Origin of the sequence: Streptomyces coacervatus (assembly GCF_029223485.1) — a bacterium.
In the GTDB taxonomy this organism is placed as follows: Bacteria; Actinomycetota; Actinomycetes; order Streptomycetales; family Streptomycetaceae; genus Streptomyces; species Streptomyces coacervatus.
In genome coordinates this window covers 98,034-115,255 of sequence record NZ_JARHTP010000013.1, presented here as the reverse complement: position 1 = coordinate 115,255, position 17,222 = coordinate 98,034, and the positions used below count along the sequence as shown (strand labels likewise).

The 17,222-nt window shown below is 70.1% G+C and carries 14 protein-coding genes and 1 pseudogene; 10 read left to right on the top strand and 5 right to left on the bottom strand.

Annotated elements, in window-relative coordinates:
* The first annotated feature begins 21 nt into the window (after nucleotides 1–21).
* Entirely contained in the window at nucleotides 22–807 is a 786-nt protein-coding gene (locus P2Q00_RS29630) for an alpha/beta fold hydrolase (RefSeq protein WP_275776174.1), read from the top strand.
* A gap of 192 nt (nucleotides 808–999) precedes the next feature.
* Here P2Q00_RS29630 and P2Q00_RS51180 read toward each other — a convergent pair.
* Both P2Q00_RS51180 and P2Q00_RS29620 read right to left on the bottom strand, forming a co-directional pair.
* Nucleotides 1,000–1,243, bottom strand: a pseudogene (locus P2Q00_RS51180) (hypothetical protein); the annotation flags it as partial.
* Nucleotides 1,222–2,583, bottom strand: a complete 1,362-nt coding sequence (locus tag P2Q00_RS29620) for a hypothetical protein (RefSeq protein ID WP_275776171.1) — start codon at nucleotides 2,581–2,583, stop codon at nucleotides 1,222–1,224. The gene P2Q00_RS29620 and the pseudogene P2Q00_RS51180, both read right to left, overlap by 22 nt.
* Before the next feature lie 1,324 nt (nucleotides 2,584–3,907).
* Between P2Q00_RS29620 and P2Q00_RS29615 the strand changes: the two genes are divergently transcribed.
* The 3 genes from P2Q00_RS29615 to P2Q00_RS29605 all read left to right on the top strand — a co-directional run bounded on the left by P2Q00_RS29615 (nucleotide 3,908) and on the right by P2Q00_RS29605 (nucleotide 8,357).
* Entirely contained in the window at nucleotides 3,908–4,408 is a 501-nt protein-coding gene (locus P2Q00_RS29615) for an ATP-binding protein (protein WP_275776170.1), read from the top strand.
* Nucleotides 4,409–4,474: 66 nt separating this feature from the next.
* Nucleotides 4,475–5,458: a sugar-binding transcriptional regulator gene (locus P2Q00_RS29610; protein WP_275776169.1), complete on the top strand. Its 984-nt coding sequence runs from the start codon at nucleotides 4,475–4,477 to the stop codon at nucleotides 5,456–5,458.
* A gap of 88 nt (nucleotides 5,459–5,546) precedes the next feature.
* The gene (locus tag P2Q00_RS29605) at nucleotides 5,547–8,357 is read left to right on the top strand and encodes a helix-turn-helix transcriptional regulator (protein WP_275776168.1); all 2,811 of its coding nucleotides are present in this window, start codon (nucleotides 5,547–5,549) and stop codon (nucleotides 8,355–8,357) included.
* A gap of 58 nt (nucleotides 8,358–8,415) precedes the next feature.
* Here P2Q00_RS29605 and P2Q00_RS29600 read toward each other — a convergent pair whose 3' ends face one another.
* Complete coding sequence (locus P2Q00_RS29600; protein ID WP_275776167.1) at nucleotides 8,416–9,183, bottom strand: phospholipase A2 family protein; 768 nt, start codon at nucleotides 9,181–9,183, stop codon at nucleotides 8,416–8,418.
* Between the two features lie 501 nt (nucleotides 9,184–9,684).
* On the opposite strand from P2Q00_RS29600, the gene P2Q00_RS29595 reads away from it, so the two are divergent.
* The 4 genes from P2Q00_RS29595 (at nucleotide 9,685) to P2Q00_RS29580 (ending at nucleotide 13,645) form a co-directional block, all read left to right on the top strand.
* Nucleotides 9,685–11,022 (top strand): sensor histidine kinase, encoded by a 1,338-nt coding sequence (locus P2Q00_RS29595; protein ID WP_275776165.1) that lies wholly within the window; start codon nucleotides 9,685–9,687, stop codon nucleotides 11,020–11,022.
* A 42-nt stretch (nucleotides 11,023–11,064) separates the two neighbouring features.
* Complete coding sequence (locus P2Q00_RS29590; protein WP_275776488.1) at nucleotides 11,065–11,709, top strand: response regulator transcription factor; 645 nt, start codon at nucleotides 11,065–11,067, stop codon at nucleotides 11,707–11,709.
* Nucleotides 11,710–11,785: 76 nt separating this feature from the next.
* Nucleotides 11,786–12,526 carry a PP2C family protein-serine/threonine phosphatase gene (locus P2Q00_RS29585; RefSeq protein WP_275776163.1) on the top strand — a complete coding sequence of 247 codons (741 nt, stop codon included), beginning with the start codon at nucleotides 11,786–11,788 and terminating at the stop codon, nucleotides 12,524–12,526.
* A gap of 378 nt (nucleotides 12,527–12,904) precedes the next feature.
* Nucleotides 12,905–13,645, top strand: coding sequence for a hypothetical protein (locus P2Q00_RS29580; protein WP_275776161.1), 741 nt, complete (start codon nucleotides 12,905–12,907; stop codon nucleotides 13,643–13,645).
* Nucleotides 13,646–13,749: 104 nt separating this feature from the next.
* Here P2Q00_RS29580 and P2Q00_RS29575 read toward each other — a convergent pair whose 3' ends face one another.
* On the bottom strand, nucleotides 13,750–13,974 hold the full coding sequence (locus P2Q00_RS29575) for a hypothetical protein (protein ID WP_275776159.1): 225 nt from the start codon (nucleotides 13,972–13,974) through the stop codon (nucleotides 13,750–13,752).
* A gap of 512 nt (nucleotides 13,975–14,486) precedes the next feature.
* Between P2Q00_RS29575 and P2Q00_RS29570 the strand changes: the two genes are divergently transcribed.
* Complete coding sequence (locus P2Q00_RS29570) at nucleotides 14,487–14,759, top strand: hypothetical protein (RefSeq protein WP_425579577.1); 273 nt, start codon at nucleotides 14,487–14,489, stop codon at nucleotides 14,757–14,759.
* Between the two features lie 78 nt (nucleotides 14,760–14,837).
* Nucleotides 14,838–16,211, top strand: coding sequence for an MFS transporter (locus P2Q00_RS29565; RefSeq protein WP_275776157.1), 1,374 nt, complete (start codon nucleotides 14,838–14,840; stop codon nucleotides 16,209–16,211).
* A gap of 53 nt (nucleotides 16,212–16,264) precedes the next feature.
* Here P2Q00_RS29565 and P2Q00_RS29560 read toward each other — a convergent pair whose 3' ends face one another.
* Nucleotides 16,265–17,218, bottom strand: coding sequence for an alpha/beta hydrolase fold domain-containing protein (locus P2Q00_RS29560; protein ID WP_275776156.1), 954 nt, complete (start codon nucleotides 17,216–17,218; stop codon nucleotides 16,265–16,267).
* Nucleotides 17,219–17,222 lie beyond the last annotated feature (4 nt).

Here is a 17,222-nt window from a genome sequence, read left to right as displayed (position 1 = left end):
GTCCGGCGTCAGGCTCGGACTATGAGCGAGCGGTGGGATGTCCGCCGTGCGGGGCCGGAGCAGGCGCCGCACCGGGTGCTGATGATCCCGGGCGGGCTGTGTTCGACCGAGTTCTACGTGGACATGATGGCCGAGCCGGCACTGGCGGCGCTGGGGTTGGTCGCGGCCACGATGCCCGGGTTCGGGGGGACCACGGCGCCCGACGACGTGAGCATGGAGAACTACGCCCGGCTGATGGCGGAGTTCGCCGCCGAGTCGGGGTGCGATGTGGTCGTCGGGCACAGCCTCGGCGCGAACGTGGCGATCGAGATGGCGGCGGCGGATCTGTTCCGGGGGCCGCTGGTACTGCTGTCGCCGACCTTCTCGCGCGCGGACGAGGCGAAGTTCCTGGCGGTGATGAACGCCCTGGGGCGGGTGCCCGGGCTCGGCATCGCGGGCTGGACCGGCATGCTGAAGCTGCTGCCCAAGGCCATGAAACGCGAACTGCCCGCACATCGGGCCGAGGCACTTGCGGCGGACATGGCTGCCAACGATCCGGCCACCTGCCGCCGGATCGTACGGCGCTACTACGAGTACCTGGACCGATATCCGTCGCTGGTTCCGCGGCTGTGCGAGGCCGATGTCCCGGCCTGGGTCGTGCGCGGCGATCACGACGAGATCGGTCTGGCGGGCGGCGAGCGGCGCGGCTTGGAGGCCTGCCCACAGGTGCGGATGGTCACGGTGCCCGACGCGGGGCACGCCGTCCTGGTCGAGCAGCCCGCACGGGTGGCCGAGGTCGTCGTGGACGCGGTCGCGGCGGTGCGCTGAAGCCGCGGTGCGCCGCAGCCGTGGTGTGGGGAAAACCCCGGGTGAAGACGGAGGTCAGCCGCGTTCCGCGGGCCGAGTGGCGTGCCTGGACGGGTGGTGCCGAAGTGATCAGTGGGCATAGGCGATCAGCGAGCGGGTGACCGGTGCGCCGATCAGGTTGCGGTGCCCGATCCCAGCGGCCGTCGCCAACACTACGGTGTCGGTCCGGACGTCGCTGTCCATGGCCGGCTCGCGGATCGTGCGCTTGAGCAGTGGCAACGCAGCCTTCAACCTCTTGTGGTAACCGGGCCGTTGGAGCAGGCCGCAGAGTGGTGGCCGAGCAGGGCTTGGGCAACTGCGAGGCAGGCGAGTCCGAGTCGCTGAGCAGGGGCGGGCGGCCGATGCGATGCATCTCCCGTGGTCGGCCGGTTTGATCTATTTCTGTTCGCTGTTGCAGGAGGGCGGGACGCTGGGGCTTTGCACCACAGGCGCGTAGGGAGGACGCCCCGGATGGGCAGAGGCCTGATCGTGTACGTGGCCCTCCGCTCCGGCATGGTCTTTGCCGCCTGAAGACCGCGAGGCGTGCTTGGTCCTGTCCGCCCTGTCGGGTGACGCGCCGGGGGAGGGAGGTGGGGCGGCGGTCGGGTCGCCAGCGGTCCGGGTGGGGCCCGCGGGCACAGGACCGGCAGCGCCGGTGTGGTGGCCGGTCACGTGCAGTTGGAGGGCGGTGGCAGCCACTGCGAGGATTCCCGCGGCCGCTGTGACGCTCACTGCGGGGCTCCTACGGGCGATGTGCCGGAGCCATGACAGGCCCGGCGCCGTTTCTGTACGGGGCAGGGCGTGGCCCGCGGTGCCCGGCCTCCGCTCGGACTTGGCGACCGACGGAGCGTTGCTGGTGCGCCGCCGTCTGGCGGCCGCGAAGGCGGCACCACCCCAGGGGAGGAGAGCCGTGGCCAGTACGGTGCCCGGCTGTTCGTTCACGCCGGTCAGGTCGGAGTGGGCGCGGCAGCAGTCGTGGCAGACGGCCATGTGCCGGTCGAGGTCGCCACTGGGGTATGGGCCGTTGCGGCGGGTCGCGGCTTCCAGGAGGGAGCTGAAGGGGCGGCAGTGTCCGTTGTCGGACCATTCGGCATGGAGCTCCAGACAGGCCTGGCGGAGATCTTCGAGGGCGGTGCGTCGGAGGTGGGGCACCCTGTCGGGGGCCGTGCCGAGAGACCGGCCGGCCGTGCGGGCGTCGTCCCGCTGCACGACGGTGTGCCACACGGTGGCCTGCGCGTGCCGGGGCAGTCTGTGGTAGGCCCAGCAGATGAGACCGGCGTGCACGGAGGACGGCTCGTCGGACGGCACGCAGGGGAAGGCGTGCGTCGTACGGTCCACCCATGCGAGGAAGTCGGCGGACAGTTCCTGTCGGCGTGCGGTGCCGGCCCACAGCCCGGCGGTGCACTCGACGAGGAGGAGCGGTTGGTGGGGCGGTGACCGGTCGGCCTCCGGCGCGGTGCGTATGTCGAGCACTGCGCGCTGGAGCGCCTCGAGTGCCAGGGCCCGTACGGACGCCGCGCTCGCGAAGAGGGCGGCGTAGTCGAGCAGGGCCGGAAGGCGACGCCTGCGCAGTTCGGCCGCGGCTGCCGCGATCTGCTTCCTACGGGCCCTGGGGTCGCCCGGGCTCTGGTCATCCGGCAGTGACGTGGCGGGGGTGCGCAGTCTCGCGATGAGTGCCGCATCGGGAAGATCAGCCCATGGCAGGTCCGCCTCGCTGCCTTTCGGATCGGGCGGGTCGCACTGGTGACGCTGTGGCATTTATCGTCACCTGCCCTTCCGACGCCCCTGGCATCCGCCACACCGGGAGTGGTGGATGTGTGCCGAGGGGCGCGGGCCGTGTGCGGGGAGGCCCGTGCGGGCACGTGGGCTCGTCAGGAACGGCAGGCGGGGTTCCGCCATGGATGTGTGCGGGCTTCGGCGAGATGCCGCACCTCGTTGTGGTCTGCAGGTGCGTGAATCGGGGAAGCGGGCAGCCGGAGGCCGCATGGGGGTATCCGTTCTGTCGGTCGGGCGGTCTCGAATCGCCGCCCTGTGAATCACCGGCGGATGATTGCCGGTTTCAACGTCTCCGCGCGGGAAAGCCCGCTCGATTGGCGCCGATTGAAGTCAATGACGTACTCGGCCGGGCCCGCAATGGCTTGCCGATACTGCTGCGGCCGTCTCTGGAACCCCTTGTGGAAACACGTACGGAGGACGGCGCCAATGTCTACGGACCGCGTGTCGGTTCCCATCGGTGCCGACGAGCGCCGAGGGCGCGCCGGTGCCGCAATTCGAAACCCGGCGCCGGAACTTCGTACGCCTGCTTGGCAGTTACACACGACGCAGGTCGGTAATGCTCGACTCCATTGAGTTCTGATGCGGTCTGCCCGGTCGCCTGAGACGAGGTCGGGCGTCCGGTTCGCGATGTGCTGCTGTGGAGGGTCCGCTCGAAGGTGACCGGTGGGCCGACTTGCTTCCCGGCAAGCCCTTAGAACACCCTGTCGGAACAGCCCGCCTCCAACCCCCGAATCCCGGGTTGCACATGGCGGCAGAAGCCGTCGGCGCGGCGGTGAGGGCGTAACCGGCCAGACCGGCGACGAGAGCGGCGACGGCGGTGCCCCGGGCGGCTGTGTGCCCGCTCTGACTGGGCGCTCGATGCTTGCCTTGTCCGCGAAGGCGCATGACCAATTCACTGCGGTGACGTCACGGTGCGCTCCCAGAAAGTCCTGCGGAGCCGGTCGCGAAAACCTACGGAACAGTCACCCCCGGCGTGCTGACGCCTCATTTGTGATGGCGCGGCCGACGCTGTCCGGCCGACGACGTACCGAGGGGTTTTGCTCGTATGAGCACTATTCGCTCCATTTGGAGAATGTCCCGGCCGTCCCATTGACTTTGGCTTGTCGCGGCCTTTAATAGAGGTACCTGAAACATATGAGGTCTATTGGCTCAGTTGAGCAAAAACCTGCAGAGCCGACCCATCCAGGTCCATGGCCGTCATCTATGGCTCTCGGTCTCAGCACCGCAGCATCAGCCAGACCGCGCGGTGAGGTCACGGCAGCCCAACAGGGGCCATCCAGAATCTTCTGAAAGATCGGAAGACGCCATGAACGCTGTCGCCGAACGCGACGTTCCGAGCGCCGACGCCGAAGTCGCCTCCGCCTCCATCGAATTGCAGGCCGTCCTGACCGCGCCCCGGCAGGCGCGGGCCTTCACCAGGAAGTCCCTGCACCGCTGGGGTGCGGCAGAGGAACTCATCGAAGCGGCCGTCCTGGTCGTCTGTGAACTGGTCACGAACGCTGTCTGCCACGGTGCTGCTCAATCGCCACGGGCCCAACGCCGACATGCCACGCCTGCGGACGAGCGCGGACCGGAGTCGTCGATCACCCTGAAGCTGGGGCTCAGCCCCGACGTACTCCACGCCGAAGTGCATGACCAATCGCCGGAGCTGCCCGTCCGACGCTCGGCAGGGCACGACGACGACTGCGGGCGCGGGCTTGCGATCGTCGCCGCGCTGGCCGAGTCCTGGACGGCCGGGTGGGCACCCGGAGGCGGCAAGTGGGTGCGGGTATGTCTGCCGCGGGCAGCCGTCCCCGTCCCTGGCTGATCTGGCGAAGAACAGATTCGAATGACAGGTTCGACGAACGGTTCGGAACAGCAGGTGGTGGACGGCATGAGTACGCAGCACGGACCACGGGTCGGCAGGCCGCCGCACCAAACGGGACCGGAGGAGTTGGTCCAAACCGCCGCCATGGCCCGTCAGTTCTACCTTGAGGGCAGGTCGAAGACCGAGATCGCGGAGGAGTTCGGCGTCAGCCGCTTCAAGGTGGCCCGAATGCTGGAGACCGCCCTGAACAAGGGCCTGATCCGACTCGAGGTCCGGCTGCCCGCCGACCTGGACGCCGAACGCTCCGACGCCCTGCGTACCCGGTACAACCTCCGCCACAGCGTCGTCTTCACCTCGACAGAGCAGGACACGGGCGGCGCGGAAACGCTCACCCGCCGCCTCGGCGCGGTCGCCGCGGGACTGCTCACCGAGATCGTCGCGGACAACGATGTCCTCGGACTCGTCTGGGGCCCTGAGATCGAGGCGCTCGGTCCCGAACTGACCGTGCTGGCCCGGTGCACGGTGGTGCAACTGTGCGGGGTGACCCCCCTGCGGCCCGCGGACGCCAACGTCGTGGAAGCCGTACGCCGAGCCGCCTCGATCGCGCGAGGACCCGCATATCCGATCTACGCGCCGCTGCTCCTCCCGGATGGCGCGACGGCCCAGATGCTCCGCCGTCAGCCAGGCATCGCCGAAGCGGTCAGCCAGTTCCACCACGTCACCAAAGCCATCGTCACCGTCGGCGCATGGGGGCCGGGACTGTCCACCGTCTACGACGCACTCAGCGACACCGAGCGCGCGAAGTACCGGCGCCGAGGAGTATGTGCCGAAGTCGTGGGCCAACTGCTGGACGCCGACGGGCATCCCGTCGCCCCGGAACTCACCGAGCGGATCATCGCCATCGGCTTCGAGGAACTGGGTCGCGTGCCCGACGTGATCCTGCTCGCCGACGGTGCCGAGCGGGCTGCCGCCACCTCGGCGGCGCTGAAGACCGGCCTGTTCAACGGCATCGTCACCAACACGGCCGTCGCCGAGCACCTGCTGCGATGACGCCCGAGCCGGCCCGGCTGATCACCACCGCGGCGCCACCGCCGCATTCCTTTGGACACGTTCCGCCCCGACGACGTACGGAGAGCCCATGACGTCTCTCATGGAGCGCGCCACTGAGCTGCAGATGCTGGATGTCCTCCTCGGCCAGGTCCTTGCGGGAAACGGTACGGCTGCGCTGATCGACGCCCCGGCAGGCACCGGAAAGAGTGCCCTGCTGGCGGAAGCCGCCACGCGTGCCCGGCTGCGGAAGGCCCAGGTGCTGAGGGCGCGCTGCTGCCCACAAGAGGCGTACGCGCCGTGGGGAACCGTCCGGCAACTGCTCGATGCGCGGCTGAGCGACAAGGACCTCGGCCTGCCGGCCCCCGGCCCGGCTCCACTCCCCGAGGGGCACGGTGATCGAGCCCTGCCCGTCAAGCGGTTCCACGATCTGTTTCTGCTGCTTCTGCAATTGTCCCGGCAGGCTCCCGTGGTCCTGCTGGTCGACGACGCCCACCACGCCGACGACCTCTCCCAGCAGTGGCTGGCGTACCTGGCTCGTCGCCTGGACGGAGTTCCGATCGGACTGGCCGTGGCCACCCGTACCGCCTCCGGAACCGAGTGCGGGGCACTCGAAACCGCGCTGGCGGCGTGCCCGGAATTCCCCCGCCTGCGCCCGCGACCCCTCTCGGAGCTGGGCACGGCCAGCCACCTGGCGGGCAAGCTCGGCCAGGCCCTTGAGTCCGTCAGCGCAGAGGTGTGCCATGCCGCCACCGGAGGCAACCCGGGGCTGCTCGACGCCATGGCCGATGCCATCGCCCGCACCGGCACCCCGCCGCCGCAAATCACGCCGGAGCAAGCCGCCGACATCTGCTCACGCGCCCTCCTGCGCGCCCTGCCCCTGCTGCTGAACCGTCACGGACCCGCGGTGACCGCCACGGCGACAGCGGTCACCGCCCTCGGCCGGGTGACCGGCCTGCCGCTGCTGGCACGGACGGCCAGGACGGCCATGCCGACCGTGGAGCAGGCGGTCACCGCATTGGAGGATGCCGGACTCGTCTGCGTGGGCCCGCCCTGGCGACCGAGCTCTGCCGCCATCGCGCAGGTTCTCACCGCGCTGGCAGACGATCGCACGCTCAGCGCAGTGCGTTCCCGGGCGGCCGAGGCGTTGCGGGACCTCGGTGCCGCCACCCCCCAGATCGCGGACATGCTGCTGCTCACCACACCCGAGGGGCAGGCGTGGCGGGTGCCGGTACTGCGGGAGGCGGCCCGCATCGCCGACGAGCGCTCCGATCTGCCCGCCGCCGGTGCGTATCTGCGCCGAGCCCTGGCGGAGCCGCCTGAGGACACCGACCGTTCTGCGCTGCTGGCCCGGCTGGGCATCGCCGAGGTGCACCTCGACCCCGACTCGGCGGTTTCCCACCTGCGCACTGTCCTGGAAGGCGAAGAAGACATCCGGGTACGGGTGACCCTGGTGCCACACCTGGCCGAGGCGCTGGTCCGCACCGGCCGCGCCGAAGCGGCCGTGACCCTGCTGGACGAGCTCGCCGGCCAGATCGGCGAGGACGACCGCGAGACGCTGTACCGGCTCTGGGCCCAAGGCATCCTCGTCTTCATGGAGGAGACCCCGCACGTGGCCGACGCCTGGATCGCCCGCGACAACATCGCCGACGACCTGGACGGAACGAGCCCCGGGCAGCGTCTGCTGCTGGCCGTACTCGCCTTGAAAACCACGCTGACCGGAGAGTGCTCCCACGCCGCCGCCGATTTCGCGGACCGGGCCCTCGCCCGGTCCGGGCCGACGGAGGGACCCGCTCTCACGACCGCATTCGCAACGGTCGCTCTGCTGCACGCGGGCCGCCTCACCGACGCCGCCCGCTGCTGCGATCAGCTGCTCGGCGACGGCCTGCACCGCCAGCCCGTCCCCCTGCAGTCCTTCTTCATGGCCATGCGCGCCAAAATCTCCCACCGTACGGGCGACATAGCATCCGCCCTGTCGCTCGGCCGCCAGGCCCTCGCCCTGGCGCCCCCAGGGCAGCGCTACCAGCCCTACGCCACCGCCCAGGTCCTCCATGCCTTGCTCGACCTCGGTGCCGGCGAAGAAGCAGAGCACGCCTGCCGCACCTCCTACCAGAGCCCTGCCGGCTGTCACTGGAGCTGGGCGTGCCTGCACGCCGCACGCGCCCGAAACCACCACGTCCAAGGCAACCATCACGCTGCCCTGGAAGAACTCGAAGCCTGTGCACGGCTGATGCAGGACCGCGGATACGACAACCCCGCCCTTGTCCCCTGGCGCTCCCACGCCGCACTCGTCCACCAGCATCTCGGCAACCACGCCACCGCCATGGACCTGGCCGACGAAGAACTTGTACGAGCACGCCGCTGGGGCGCCCCCCACACGATCGCCACCAGTCTGCGGACCCTGGGCCGCCTGCAGACCGGCAGCGACGCCGTCACCGCCCTGTCCGAGGCCGCCTCCCTCCTTCAGGGCACGCCCGCACGGCGAGCCCTCGCCCACACCCTCACCGACCTCGGCGAGGCACTCCACACGACCGGCCGTCTCGCGGATGCACGGCAAGCCCTGCGCCAGGCACTCGACCTCGCCGACGCCTCTGGCGCCACCCCCTTGTCCGAACGCGCCCACCGTGCCCTGCTGGTCACAGGTGCGCGCCCCCGGCGAAGACGTCAGTCCGGAGTGAGCGCGCTCACCGAACGCGAGTACCGCATCGCCTCTCTCGCCGCCACTGGCATGGACAACCGGGCGATCGCCTCTGCCTTGTTCGTCAGCCGACGGACTGTCGAGTTCCACCTCACACACGTCTACCGCAAGCTCGCCATCGACGGCCGAGCAGAACTGGGTACGGCACTGACCGCCAGCCACGTCACACAGCCCAGCCTCTCTGCCCCGGCACACGCGGAATGACGGCGTGGAGGCCGTAATGGCCGCCACGCCGCCGCTTCCCGTAGGGGGTGGTGCAGAATCAGCGCTCTTCGATTCCGCCCCAAACCTGCGATGACCCGTCGTCCCCGGCCGGGAAGGCCACGTCATCCGACTGCGCGAAGGAGTCGTCACCCCACAGGTCCTGCTCCTGGCCGGCGGTGGAATCCTGGGCCTCTTGGGGGTCCGGGTCCGGTCCTCCCGCTCCCTGGAGAGATCCGTCGTCCGGCTCCTGGGGAGGTGCGACGTCGTCCAGGCTGCGCTTGGTGCGGCTTGTGTCCTGACCGGACTGTTCGTAAGGGCTGCCCGTGCTCTCGTCGTACGCGGGGAGCCCGTTTGCCCCGCTCGGCAGCTTTGAGCCGAGCCCGGCGCCGAGCGCCAGCGATGCCTCCTGGACCTCCGAGATCTTGCCGGCCTGCTGGAGGTCGTGGAGATCAGCGGCGAAACGCCTGTCGGCATCGGCATGGCTGTTCGGATTCCAGTTACCTGCACTCTGGAGGGTGCGGTAAGCGGCATCGTGCCGGTTGCAGGCAGCGTCCGCGGCCGTGCCCTTGAGGGGTTGGCCGACCGTGGCGGCGACCGACGCGACCGAGTCAGGGACGGAGCACCCGTCGCGGTCCCACCGCATACCGTCCGCATCCGGTGTGGAATCGTTGGCATCGTGCTGGTTCTGCTGCGCTGCGAAGGTGTCCAGGGGCTCGTTCATCAGCCCACTGAACTTGTCGGAGTTGAAGGGGGTGCTGTCGGCATACGCGGTGGTGCTGGCAAAGCCAAGGCCGGTGACTCCGAGGGCCGCGGTGGCGACGCCCATGCCCACCCGTCGAGGTATCTGTGAATCCGACGGCTTGCGATGTCTTCCCATGGTGAACTCACCTTTCATTCCGGTCGGTTACAGGTGCAGACTGCGCAGGCGTGAATTTCTGCCTGCGGTCGTCTGAGCTCAGTCAATGGCGCCCGCTGTCCCAGCGGCAACGGCTCACCGTCATTGCTGTGGCGAACACTGCGCACCGTGCGGCCGATACCTACGGCAGCCGGGGCCCATTTCTACGGAGCGACCTGCCGGATGTTCAGTGGGCTCGGCGAAGGCCGTTTGCTCGCGGGCGAGTCATGGCAATGCCCGGTCGGCGGAAGGTTTCTGACGCTCTCCGGTTGGCCCGGAGGACCTTCCCCACGTGTCACGGTCATGCTGGCCGGCCCGTGCCCCGGATCGGCTCGGCAGGCCGGTCACCGGCCGGGTCGACCGGGCCATCGTCGCGAAGTTCTTCCCGACCATGATGGCCGCGAACTCACTGGCCGTCGGGACACTGGGACCATGCATGACACATATACGGGGGCGGTCCGTCGGTGGGCCGTGCTGCGCGCTCCGTTCACCACACGTGCCTGGGCCGAGGTCGCCTACTGTCTCCTCGGGTTTCCCGTTGCCGTCATCGGTTTTGTTCTCGTTCTCGTCCTGCTCGTCCTCGGTGCCGGGCTCACCGTCTCCCTCCTCGGTGCCGTTCTCGGGCTGCTGCTCGTGGTCGTCTCGACGGGGCTCGCCCGTGTCTTCGCCGCCGTGCATCGCGGGCTGGCAGCGGGGTTGCTGGGGGAGCGGGTGCCGTCGCCGATGCTGCTCAGGCCCGCGGGCCGGGCCTTCGCGCGGCTGGACGCGCGGCTGCGGGACGCCGCCGGGTGGCGGTCGGCGGCGTACGTACTGGTCAAACTGCCCGTCGCCGCCGTCGAGTTGTATGCGGTGGGCTGGTGGCTCACCGGGCTGCTGAACCTGTCCGCGCCGCTGCGCTGGGCCGCCTTCGGTCAGCGTCCGCACGAGGGCGCGGAAGGCATGCCGACGATCACTCCGATTCCGGTCGGCGGCGGTGCCCCGCACAGCACCTCCTTCGCCGGGACCTTCGTGGCAGCCGCGATCGGCGCGGTCACGCTGCTCGCGGCGCCGTGGGTCACCCGCGGCATCGTCGCCGTGGACCGCTGGCTGGTGCGCGCCCTGCTGGGGCCAGGTGAACTCGCCCAGCGAGTACGGAACTTGGAGGAGACCCGCGCCCTCGCCGTCGACGACTCCGCCGCCCTGCTGCGCCGGCTGGAGCGGGATCTGCACGACGGTGCGCAGGTACGGCTCGTCGCGCTGGCCATGAGCCTCGACATGGCGAAGGAGGGGCTGGGCGCGGACGGCGAACCGGTCGCCGACCCCGGGCGGTTGCGCCGGCTGCTGGAGACCGCCCACAGCAACGCCACCGAAGCCCTCACCGAGCTGCGCGACCTGGCCCGCGGCCTCCATCCGCCCGTACTGGACGACGGCCTGCCCGACGCCCTCGCGACCCTGGCGGCGCGCAGCACCGTACCCGTGGAGCTGACCGTGGACATCCCGGAGCGGCCCACGCCGGCCATCGAGACGATCGCCTACTTCTGTGCCGCGGAGCTGCTCACCAACGTCATCAAGCACAGCGGCGCCCGACGGGCGGTCCTGCGCGCCAGGCAGGAGGAGGGGCTGCTGCGGCTGTGCCTGACGGACGACGGCCATGGTGGTGCCACGCTCGGTGCGGGCAGCGGGCTCCCGGGACTGACGCAGCGGGTGCGTACGGTCGACGGGACTCTCGACATCAGCAGCCCGGACGGCGGGCCGACGGCCGTGACGGTGGCGCTGCCGCTGCATGCGTGAGCCGCGGTGGCCCGCGAACGAGGACGTGAGAGCATGCGCCGTATGCGCGTCGTGATCGCCGAAGATGCTGCCGTACTGCGGGAGTTGCTGGCACAGATGCTCACCGAGCGCGGCCACGAGGTGTGCGCGGCCGTCGGGGACGCCGACGCACTGCGGGCGGCCGTGGCCGAGCACCGGCCGGACGTCAGCGTCGTCGACATCCGGATGCCGCCCACGCACACGGACGAGGGACTGCACGCCGCGATCGACATCCGGCGCGAGCAACCCGGCGCGGGCGTGCTGCTGTTCTCCCAGTACATCGAGACGAAGTACGCGACGAGACTGCTGGCCGAGGGCTCGGCCGGCGTCGGCTATCTGCTCAAGGACCGGGTCGCGAACGTCGCAGAGTTCACCGACGCCCTGGCCCGGGTGGCGGCCGGCGGAACGGCCCTCGATCCCGAGGTCGTCACCCAACTCGCCGGGGCCGGCCGCCGCGTCGAGGGTCTGGCGTCGCTCACGGCCCGTGAGCGCGAGGTCCTGGCCCTGATGGCGGAGGGCAGGTCGAACGCCGCGATCGCGCAGACACTGGTGGTGTCGGCCGGCACGGTGGAGAAGCATGTGGCGGCGATCTTCAGCAAGCTGGGCCTCCCGGCATCGGAGGACGCGAACCGGCGGGTGCTGGCGGTGCTGCGCTACCTGGGAGCATGAGCGCGCGCTTCTGACCAGCGGAAACGGTGAGCTGCTCCTAGACTCGAAGGAGGAGCCCGGAAGGCGGTGGCGCTCCATGCAGTACGTCGCGGTGAGTGCGCTGAGCCATCCCGGGCTGCTTCGCGAGCGGAACGAGGACAGTCTCGTCGTCGGGCCGTGGACCCTGTGCGCCACCGTGACCGAGAGCCCCCAGACCCTTGTCTTCCGGCTCGGCACACCCCTGGTCGTCGCCGTTGCCGACGGGCTCGGCGGGCATCCCGGCGGCGACGTGGCCAGCGCCCTGGTCGCCCGCCGGATCGCGTCGATGGGCCCCGTACTGGACACCGAGGACACCGTCCGCGCCGTTCTGAACGCCTGCAATCGCGCCGTGTACCAGGCCGCCGAGGGAGGCGAGCTCGCCGCCATGGGGACGACGGTGGCCGGCGTCGTCGTGCAGCCCGGCTCGCTGCTGGTGTTCAACGTGGGCGACAGCCGGGTCCTCGCCGCCGACCGCGACGGGCTGCGCCAGGTGAGCGTCGACGACAGTCCACCGCTGCGGCCCGGGCAGCGCACGACGTCCCTGGTCACCCAGTGCCTGGGCGGCACCCCGACCTATCGCGCCATCCACCCCCATGTGACGGCGGCACCCGTGTCACCCGGCGACCGCTACCTCATCTGCACCGACGGCCTCACCGACCCGCTGACGACGGACCTGCTCGAGGAACTGGTCCGAGAGCACGACGACAGCCGGGCGGCCTTCGAGCTGTGGAAGGCCGCCATCGAGGCCGGCGGGCCCGACAACATCACGCTGGCGGTCGTACGCGTCGCGGACGACTAGAGCCTGTCCGGGCGATCTTGTAGGCCTCCCGGCGTGTGCCCTCCCCATCGTCGCCGGTCCAGGCTTGCCCGCGCCGTCAGTTGGCCTTCAGCCTGGCCGCTCGCTCCCTCTTACTCCGTGACAAACGGCATCAGGAGGAACTCCTGTTCCGCACGTCTCTGATTGTGCGCTGGCGCGTACTGCTGTGCGCCGTCTCCAGGGTGGAGACAGCAGAGGGCGCCGGGGCGCACGTTGTTCCTGGCTTGAACGTTTCGTCCGAAAGCACCACACCCTGGCCTGGGCGTACACGCGTCGTCCCTGGGATCCGCTGAGGATGCCAGGGACGGGGCCTGATTGGCACACGGCATCTGTCCCCCTCGCACCTTCACGGAGGAAGTCATGAGCAGGCTCGCAACCAGGTCCCAATTCGCCCGATGGCTCGCCGTCCCTGCTGCCGTCAACGCGCTTCTGCTGTCCGTGGCCCAGCCCGCGCACGCGTCTGAGCCGGCAGGCACAGGTCTGAACATCGACACCATGTTGGGCACAGGTACCAATCAGCTGCTCTGGTCGGGAAGCTACTCCTGTACTGGTACCAGCCCTGTCACCCTTGACCTCATCGCCAGCGACACCGAGGGGGGCGGCCTCAACGACGTCAACACTTTCAGCAGCGAGTCCTGCCCGGCCACCGGTGCCCCGATCAGCGGCGTCGTCAACGCCGTCGACGGCACATGGCGCTCGCCCACACTCTGGGAGGCCAGCCTCTACGCCGACGGTATTCACTCGGCCGACACCGATGGCGACGTGGTCAACAACAACGACGACGAGATCACTGTCGACTCCGACACCGTCAATCCCAACGGGACCATCACGGTCGGCGGCACCCTCCGCTGCTCGGTCAACGGCGGCACGGAGACTCTCTCGATCACCCTCACACAGGCCGCCGGCACCACCGACAACACCGCCACCGAGATCTTCCCCGAAACCTGCCCGGCCAGCGCGGGTAGCCCCGTTGGCTGGACCCGAACAGGATGGCCCAGTGGTTGGATCACTGGTAGCGAAGTCGTCGGCACGGGCAGCGCGACCGGCGGCGGTTGGGGCGGGGGGTGGGGATGGCGCCGCCGATGGTCGTGGGGAGGGTAGGGCCGCGCGTCAGGGCCATGTTCGTCACGGGGCTGTCTGCCACGGTGGGCGGCGTTGGCTGTCGGACCGTACCGGGGCAAGGAGCTTGATCGTGTCCGCCTTGCTCAGGCGCAGGTGCCGTCCCCGTCCGCGTCCAGGTTGCAGGAGAGGGTCCCCGTCCAGTTCGCTGTGTCGACCTGAACCCCGCTGCTGTCGTAGATCGCGAGAGCGGCGACGAACTGGACCTGCTCCCCGTTCGAGAGGGTCCCGATGTTGATCATCGACGTGTCAACCTCCTCCGTGGTTTGGTCGTTGCCGCTGGCGTCCACGACGCCGTCCGCCTCATCCACACCCGCAGCGGTTACGTTGTAGTTTCCACGTATTTTGAACGACCTAATGAGGTGAGCTCCCCCGCCACCGAGCAGACAACCCCCCACTTTGCTCCGGAAGGCCCCCACGCTATTGGTGCACCCCGCTATGGAGGTTTTGAATGCGTGCGCAGGCGCGGCCCCCAGCAGGGTCAGCGACACGGCAGACACCACGGCCGTTGTCGCTGTGATGATCGACCTGATGCGCGGCCGCGCGATCAGCGTATGGGTCGGGGGCTGGGGCCGCGCCGGGCGAGGGCGAGGGCGACGGATCATGAGGGATCTCCTTCGTGACTCGGAGGAGCGCAGCGCGGGCCACCACGGTCCCGAACGGCTTCTGAAGGGGCGGCGGTTCATCGGGAATCCCTTTTCTGCCCCCGGAGGTGGGAGCGTGTGCTGCGCGAGGAGAATGTGCCCTGACGAGTAGATTGCGATAGCCCCTGGGTGAGAGCGCGCGGGCGCACGATGGGGCGCGCGGGCGCACGGCCCTGGACGTGGGCAAGTCCACCCACCACGGCACGGCCCTGCCGGCCGACGGCCGCATCACCTTCGACAAGCCGCTGCCCAACGGCGAGCCCCAGCTGCGAGAGCTGTTCGCCTGCCTCAAGCGCCAGGGGAATGTCCCTGGCGGTGACGGTCGCCCGCGCCTGTGGATGCGAAGTCGCCTGTCTGCCCGGCCTGTCGATGCGCCGGCCGGCCGAACGGCGCCGTTTCAACCGGTTGATGGCCCGTTCGCCTGCGGCGCTCTCGGCCGCGCCTCCTCTTGACATGCCCGCGACGGGCCAGCACGCTCACCGCAACCCGTTCATCGGTTCAGGGTTTCAACCAGCCGACCGGGAGCCGTCATGGCCGCACACGAGCACTCCGTCAGCCCCGAGCACCCTGTCAGCTCCGACGCAATGCACCGGCACCGCCGCCGCGCCGTGGTCGCCGCCACGGTGGGCACGGCGATCGAGTGGTACGACTTCTTCCTCTACGGCACCGCCGCGGCCCTGGTCTTCCCGCATGTGTTCTTCCCCGGTGCGGCCCCGTACACCGGGGTGATCGCCTCGTTCGGAACGCAGTTCGTCGGCTTCGCCGCCCGTCCGCTGGGGGCCGCGCTCTTCGGGCACATCGGCGACCGGGTCGGGCGCAAGTCCACCCTGGTGACGACCCTCGTCCTGATGGGGGTCAGCACGTTCCTCATCGGCGTACTGCCGGGTCACGCCACCATCGGTCTCGCCGCACCCGTGCTGCTGGTCCTGCTGCGGGTCGTCCAGGGGATCGGCGTCGGCGGAGAGTGGGGCGGCTCGGTCCTGCTGTCCATGGAATGGGGTTCCGAGCGGCGCCGGGGGCTGATGGCCAGCTGGCCGCAGCTCGGTGTGCCGCTCGGTCTTCTCGCCTCGACCGGCATGGTCAAACTGATGAACGCGGTCTCCGGCGACGGCTTCGACAGCTGGGGCTGGCGGATCCCCTTCCTCGCCAGCGTGGTGCTGATCGGCGTCGGGCTCTATGTGCGGCTGCGCGTACTGGAGAGCCCGGCCTTCACCGAGGTGAAGCAGGAGCGCGTGAGGGTGCGCCGGCCGGTCTGGAGCGTGCTCCGCCACCAGCCGCGCGCGGTCCTGACCTCCGCCTTCGTACGGATGTCGGAGCAGGCCCCCTTCTACCTCTTCATCACCTTCGTGCTCACCTACGGCACGGAGCACCTCGGCCTCCCGCGGGGCGACCTGCTGAACTACACGCTCGTCGCGGCAGCCGTCGGGCTGATCAGTGTCCCGCTCTTCGGCCACCTCTCCGACCGGTTCGGCCGGCGTCTGGTGTACGGCATCGGCATCTGCTGCACCGGACTGTTCGCGTTCCCGTACTACGGCCTGCTCGACACGGGCAGCTCCGGCCTCGTCCTGCTCGCGATCGTGCTCTCCCTGGTCTTCCACGACATCCAGTACGGCCCCCAGGCCGCACTGATCGCCGAGGGATTCGGCACGAACGTCCGCTACAGCGGCGCCGGGCTCGGGTATCAGCTCGCCTCGGTCATCGCGGGCGGGCCGGCGCCGCTCATCGCCGCGGCGATCCTCAAACACACCGGCTCCAGCACCGGGATCAGCTGGTACATCGTCGGCTGCTCGGCCGTCGCGATGGCCGCGCTGCTGCTCATGCCGCGCCGGGAGCCCACCATCGAGGCTGCGAGGAGGCCGGTCGCCGCGAGCACCGACGCCGTATCCGCTCCGGGAGAGCCCTGACCGGGCGGAGGCGGCCTTGGGCTTCCCCGTCGTCCGAGACTCGCCCCCGACGCTCAACCGGCGCCGGGCGCTTCCGCGTTGACGGCCCTGCGGATGTGACGGGCAATCAGGGCGTAACTGTCCCGCGCTCGTTCGTCGTTCTCGGTGTCGTAGCCGTGGTCGGCGCCGGGTACGTCGTGGTGCTCCATCAGTGCGCCCGCCGTGCGCAGCCGGTCCGCATAGAACACGGCCTCCGTCTTGAGGAGGTCGAGTTCGGCCGTGATGACCAGGGCCGGGGCGATGCCCTTCAGATCAGCGGTGTCCGACGGATGGGCGGGCGAGACGAGCCGGTCGGCGCGCTGCTTCACGTCCGGGACGTACGCGGTGTCGAACACGTCGGCCATCCACGGCCGTAGCACCGGCCTGGCGACGGCGGCCCGCTTGTCGCGGGCGTTCGTCGCCAGGTCGAGTGGCGGATAGTGCAGCACCTGCAGGGCGATCGAGGGCCCGCCCTCCTCCAGCGCCTGCCGTGCCACGGCCGCCGCCAGTCCGCCGCCGGCGCTCTGCCCGCCGACGGTGAGACGGCCGCCGTCCCAGCCGTGCTCGGCGCCGTGCTCGGCGACCCAGCGGACGATGTCGTACGCCTGCCGGGGCGGGGCCGGGAACGAGTGCTGCGGGGCGACGACGTAGTCCACGTTGATCACGACCACTCCGGCCTCGGCGGCGAGGAAGCGGCACAGGGGGTCGTCCAGCTCCGTCAGCGTCATGACGTAGCCGCCGCCGTGGAAGTTCACGTGGACGGGCGGCGGAGTCGGTCCCTCGGTCGTCGGCAGGTACACCGTCGCCCTTGCCGGGGCGACCGACGTGGGGATCGTCAACTCGATGACGACACGCGGGAATTCGGGGAAGCGCGCGTGCGACGCGGCGGCGGAGCCGCGCCCGCCCGAGCGCCGGTCGGCGAGCTGCGTCATGCGTTGCATCGCCTTGGCGACGAAGGCGGCCACCGCCGGCCGGGCCAGGAGGGACATACGG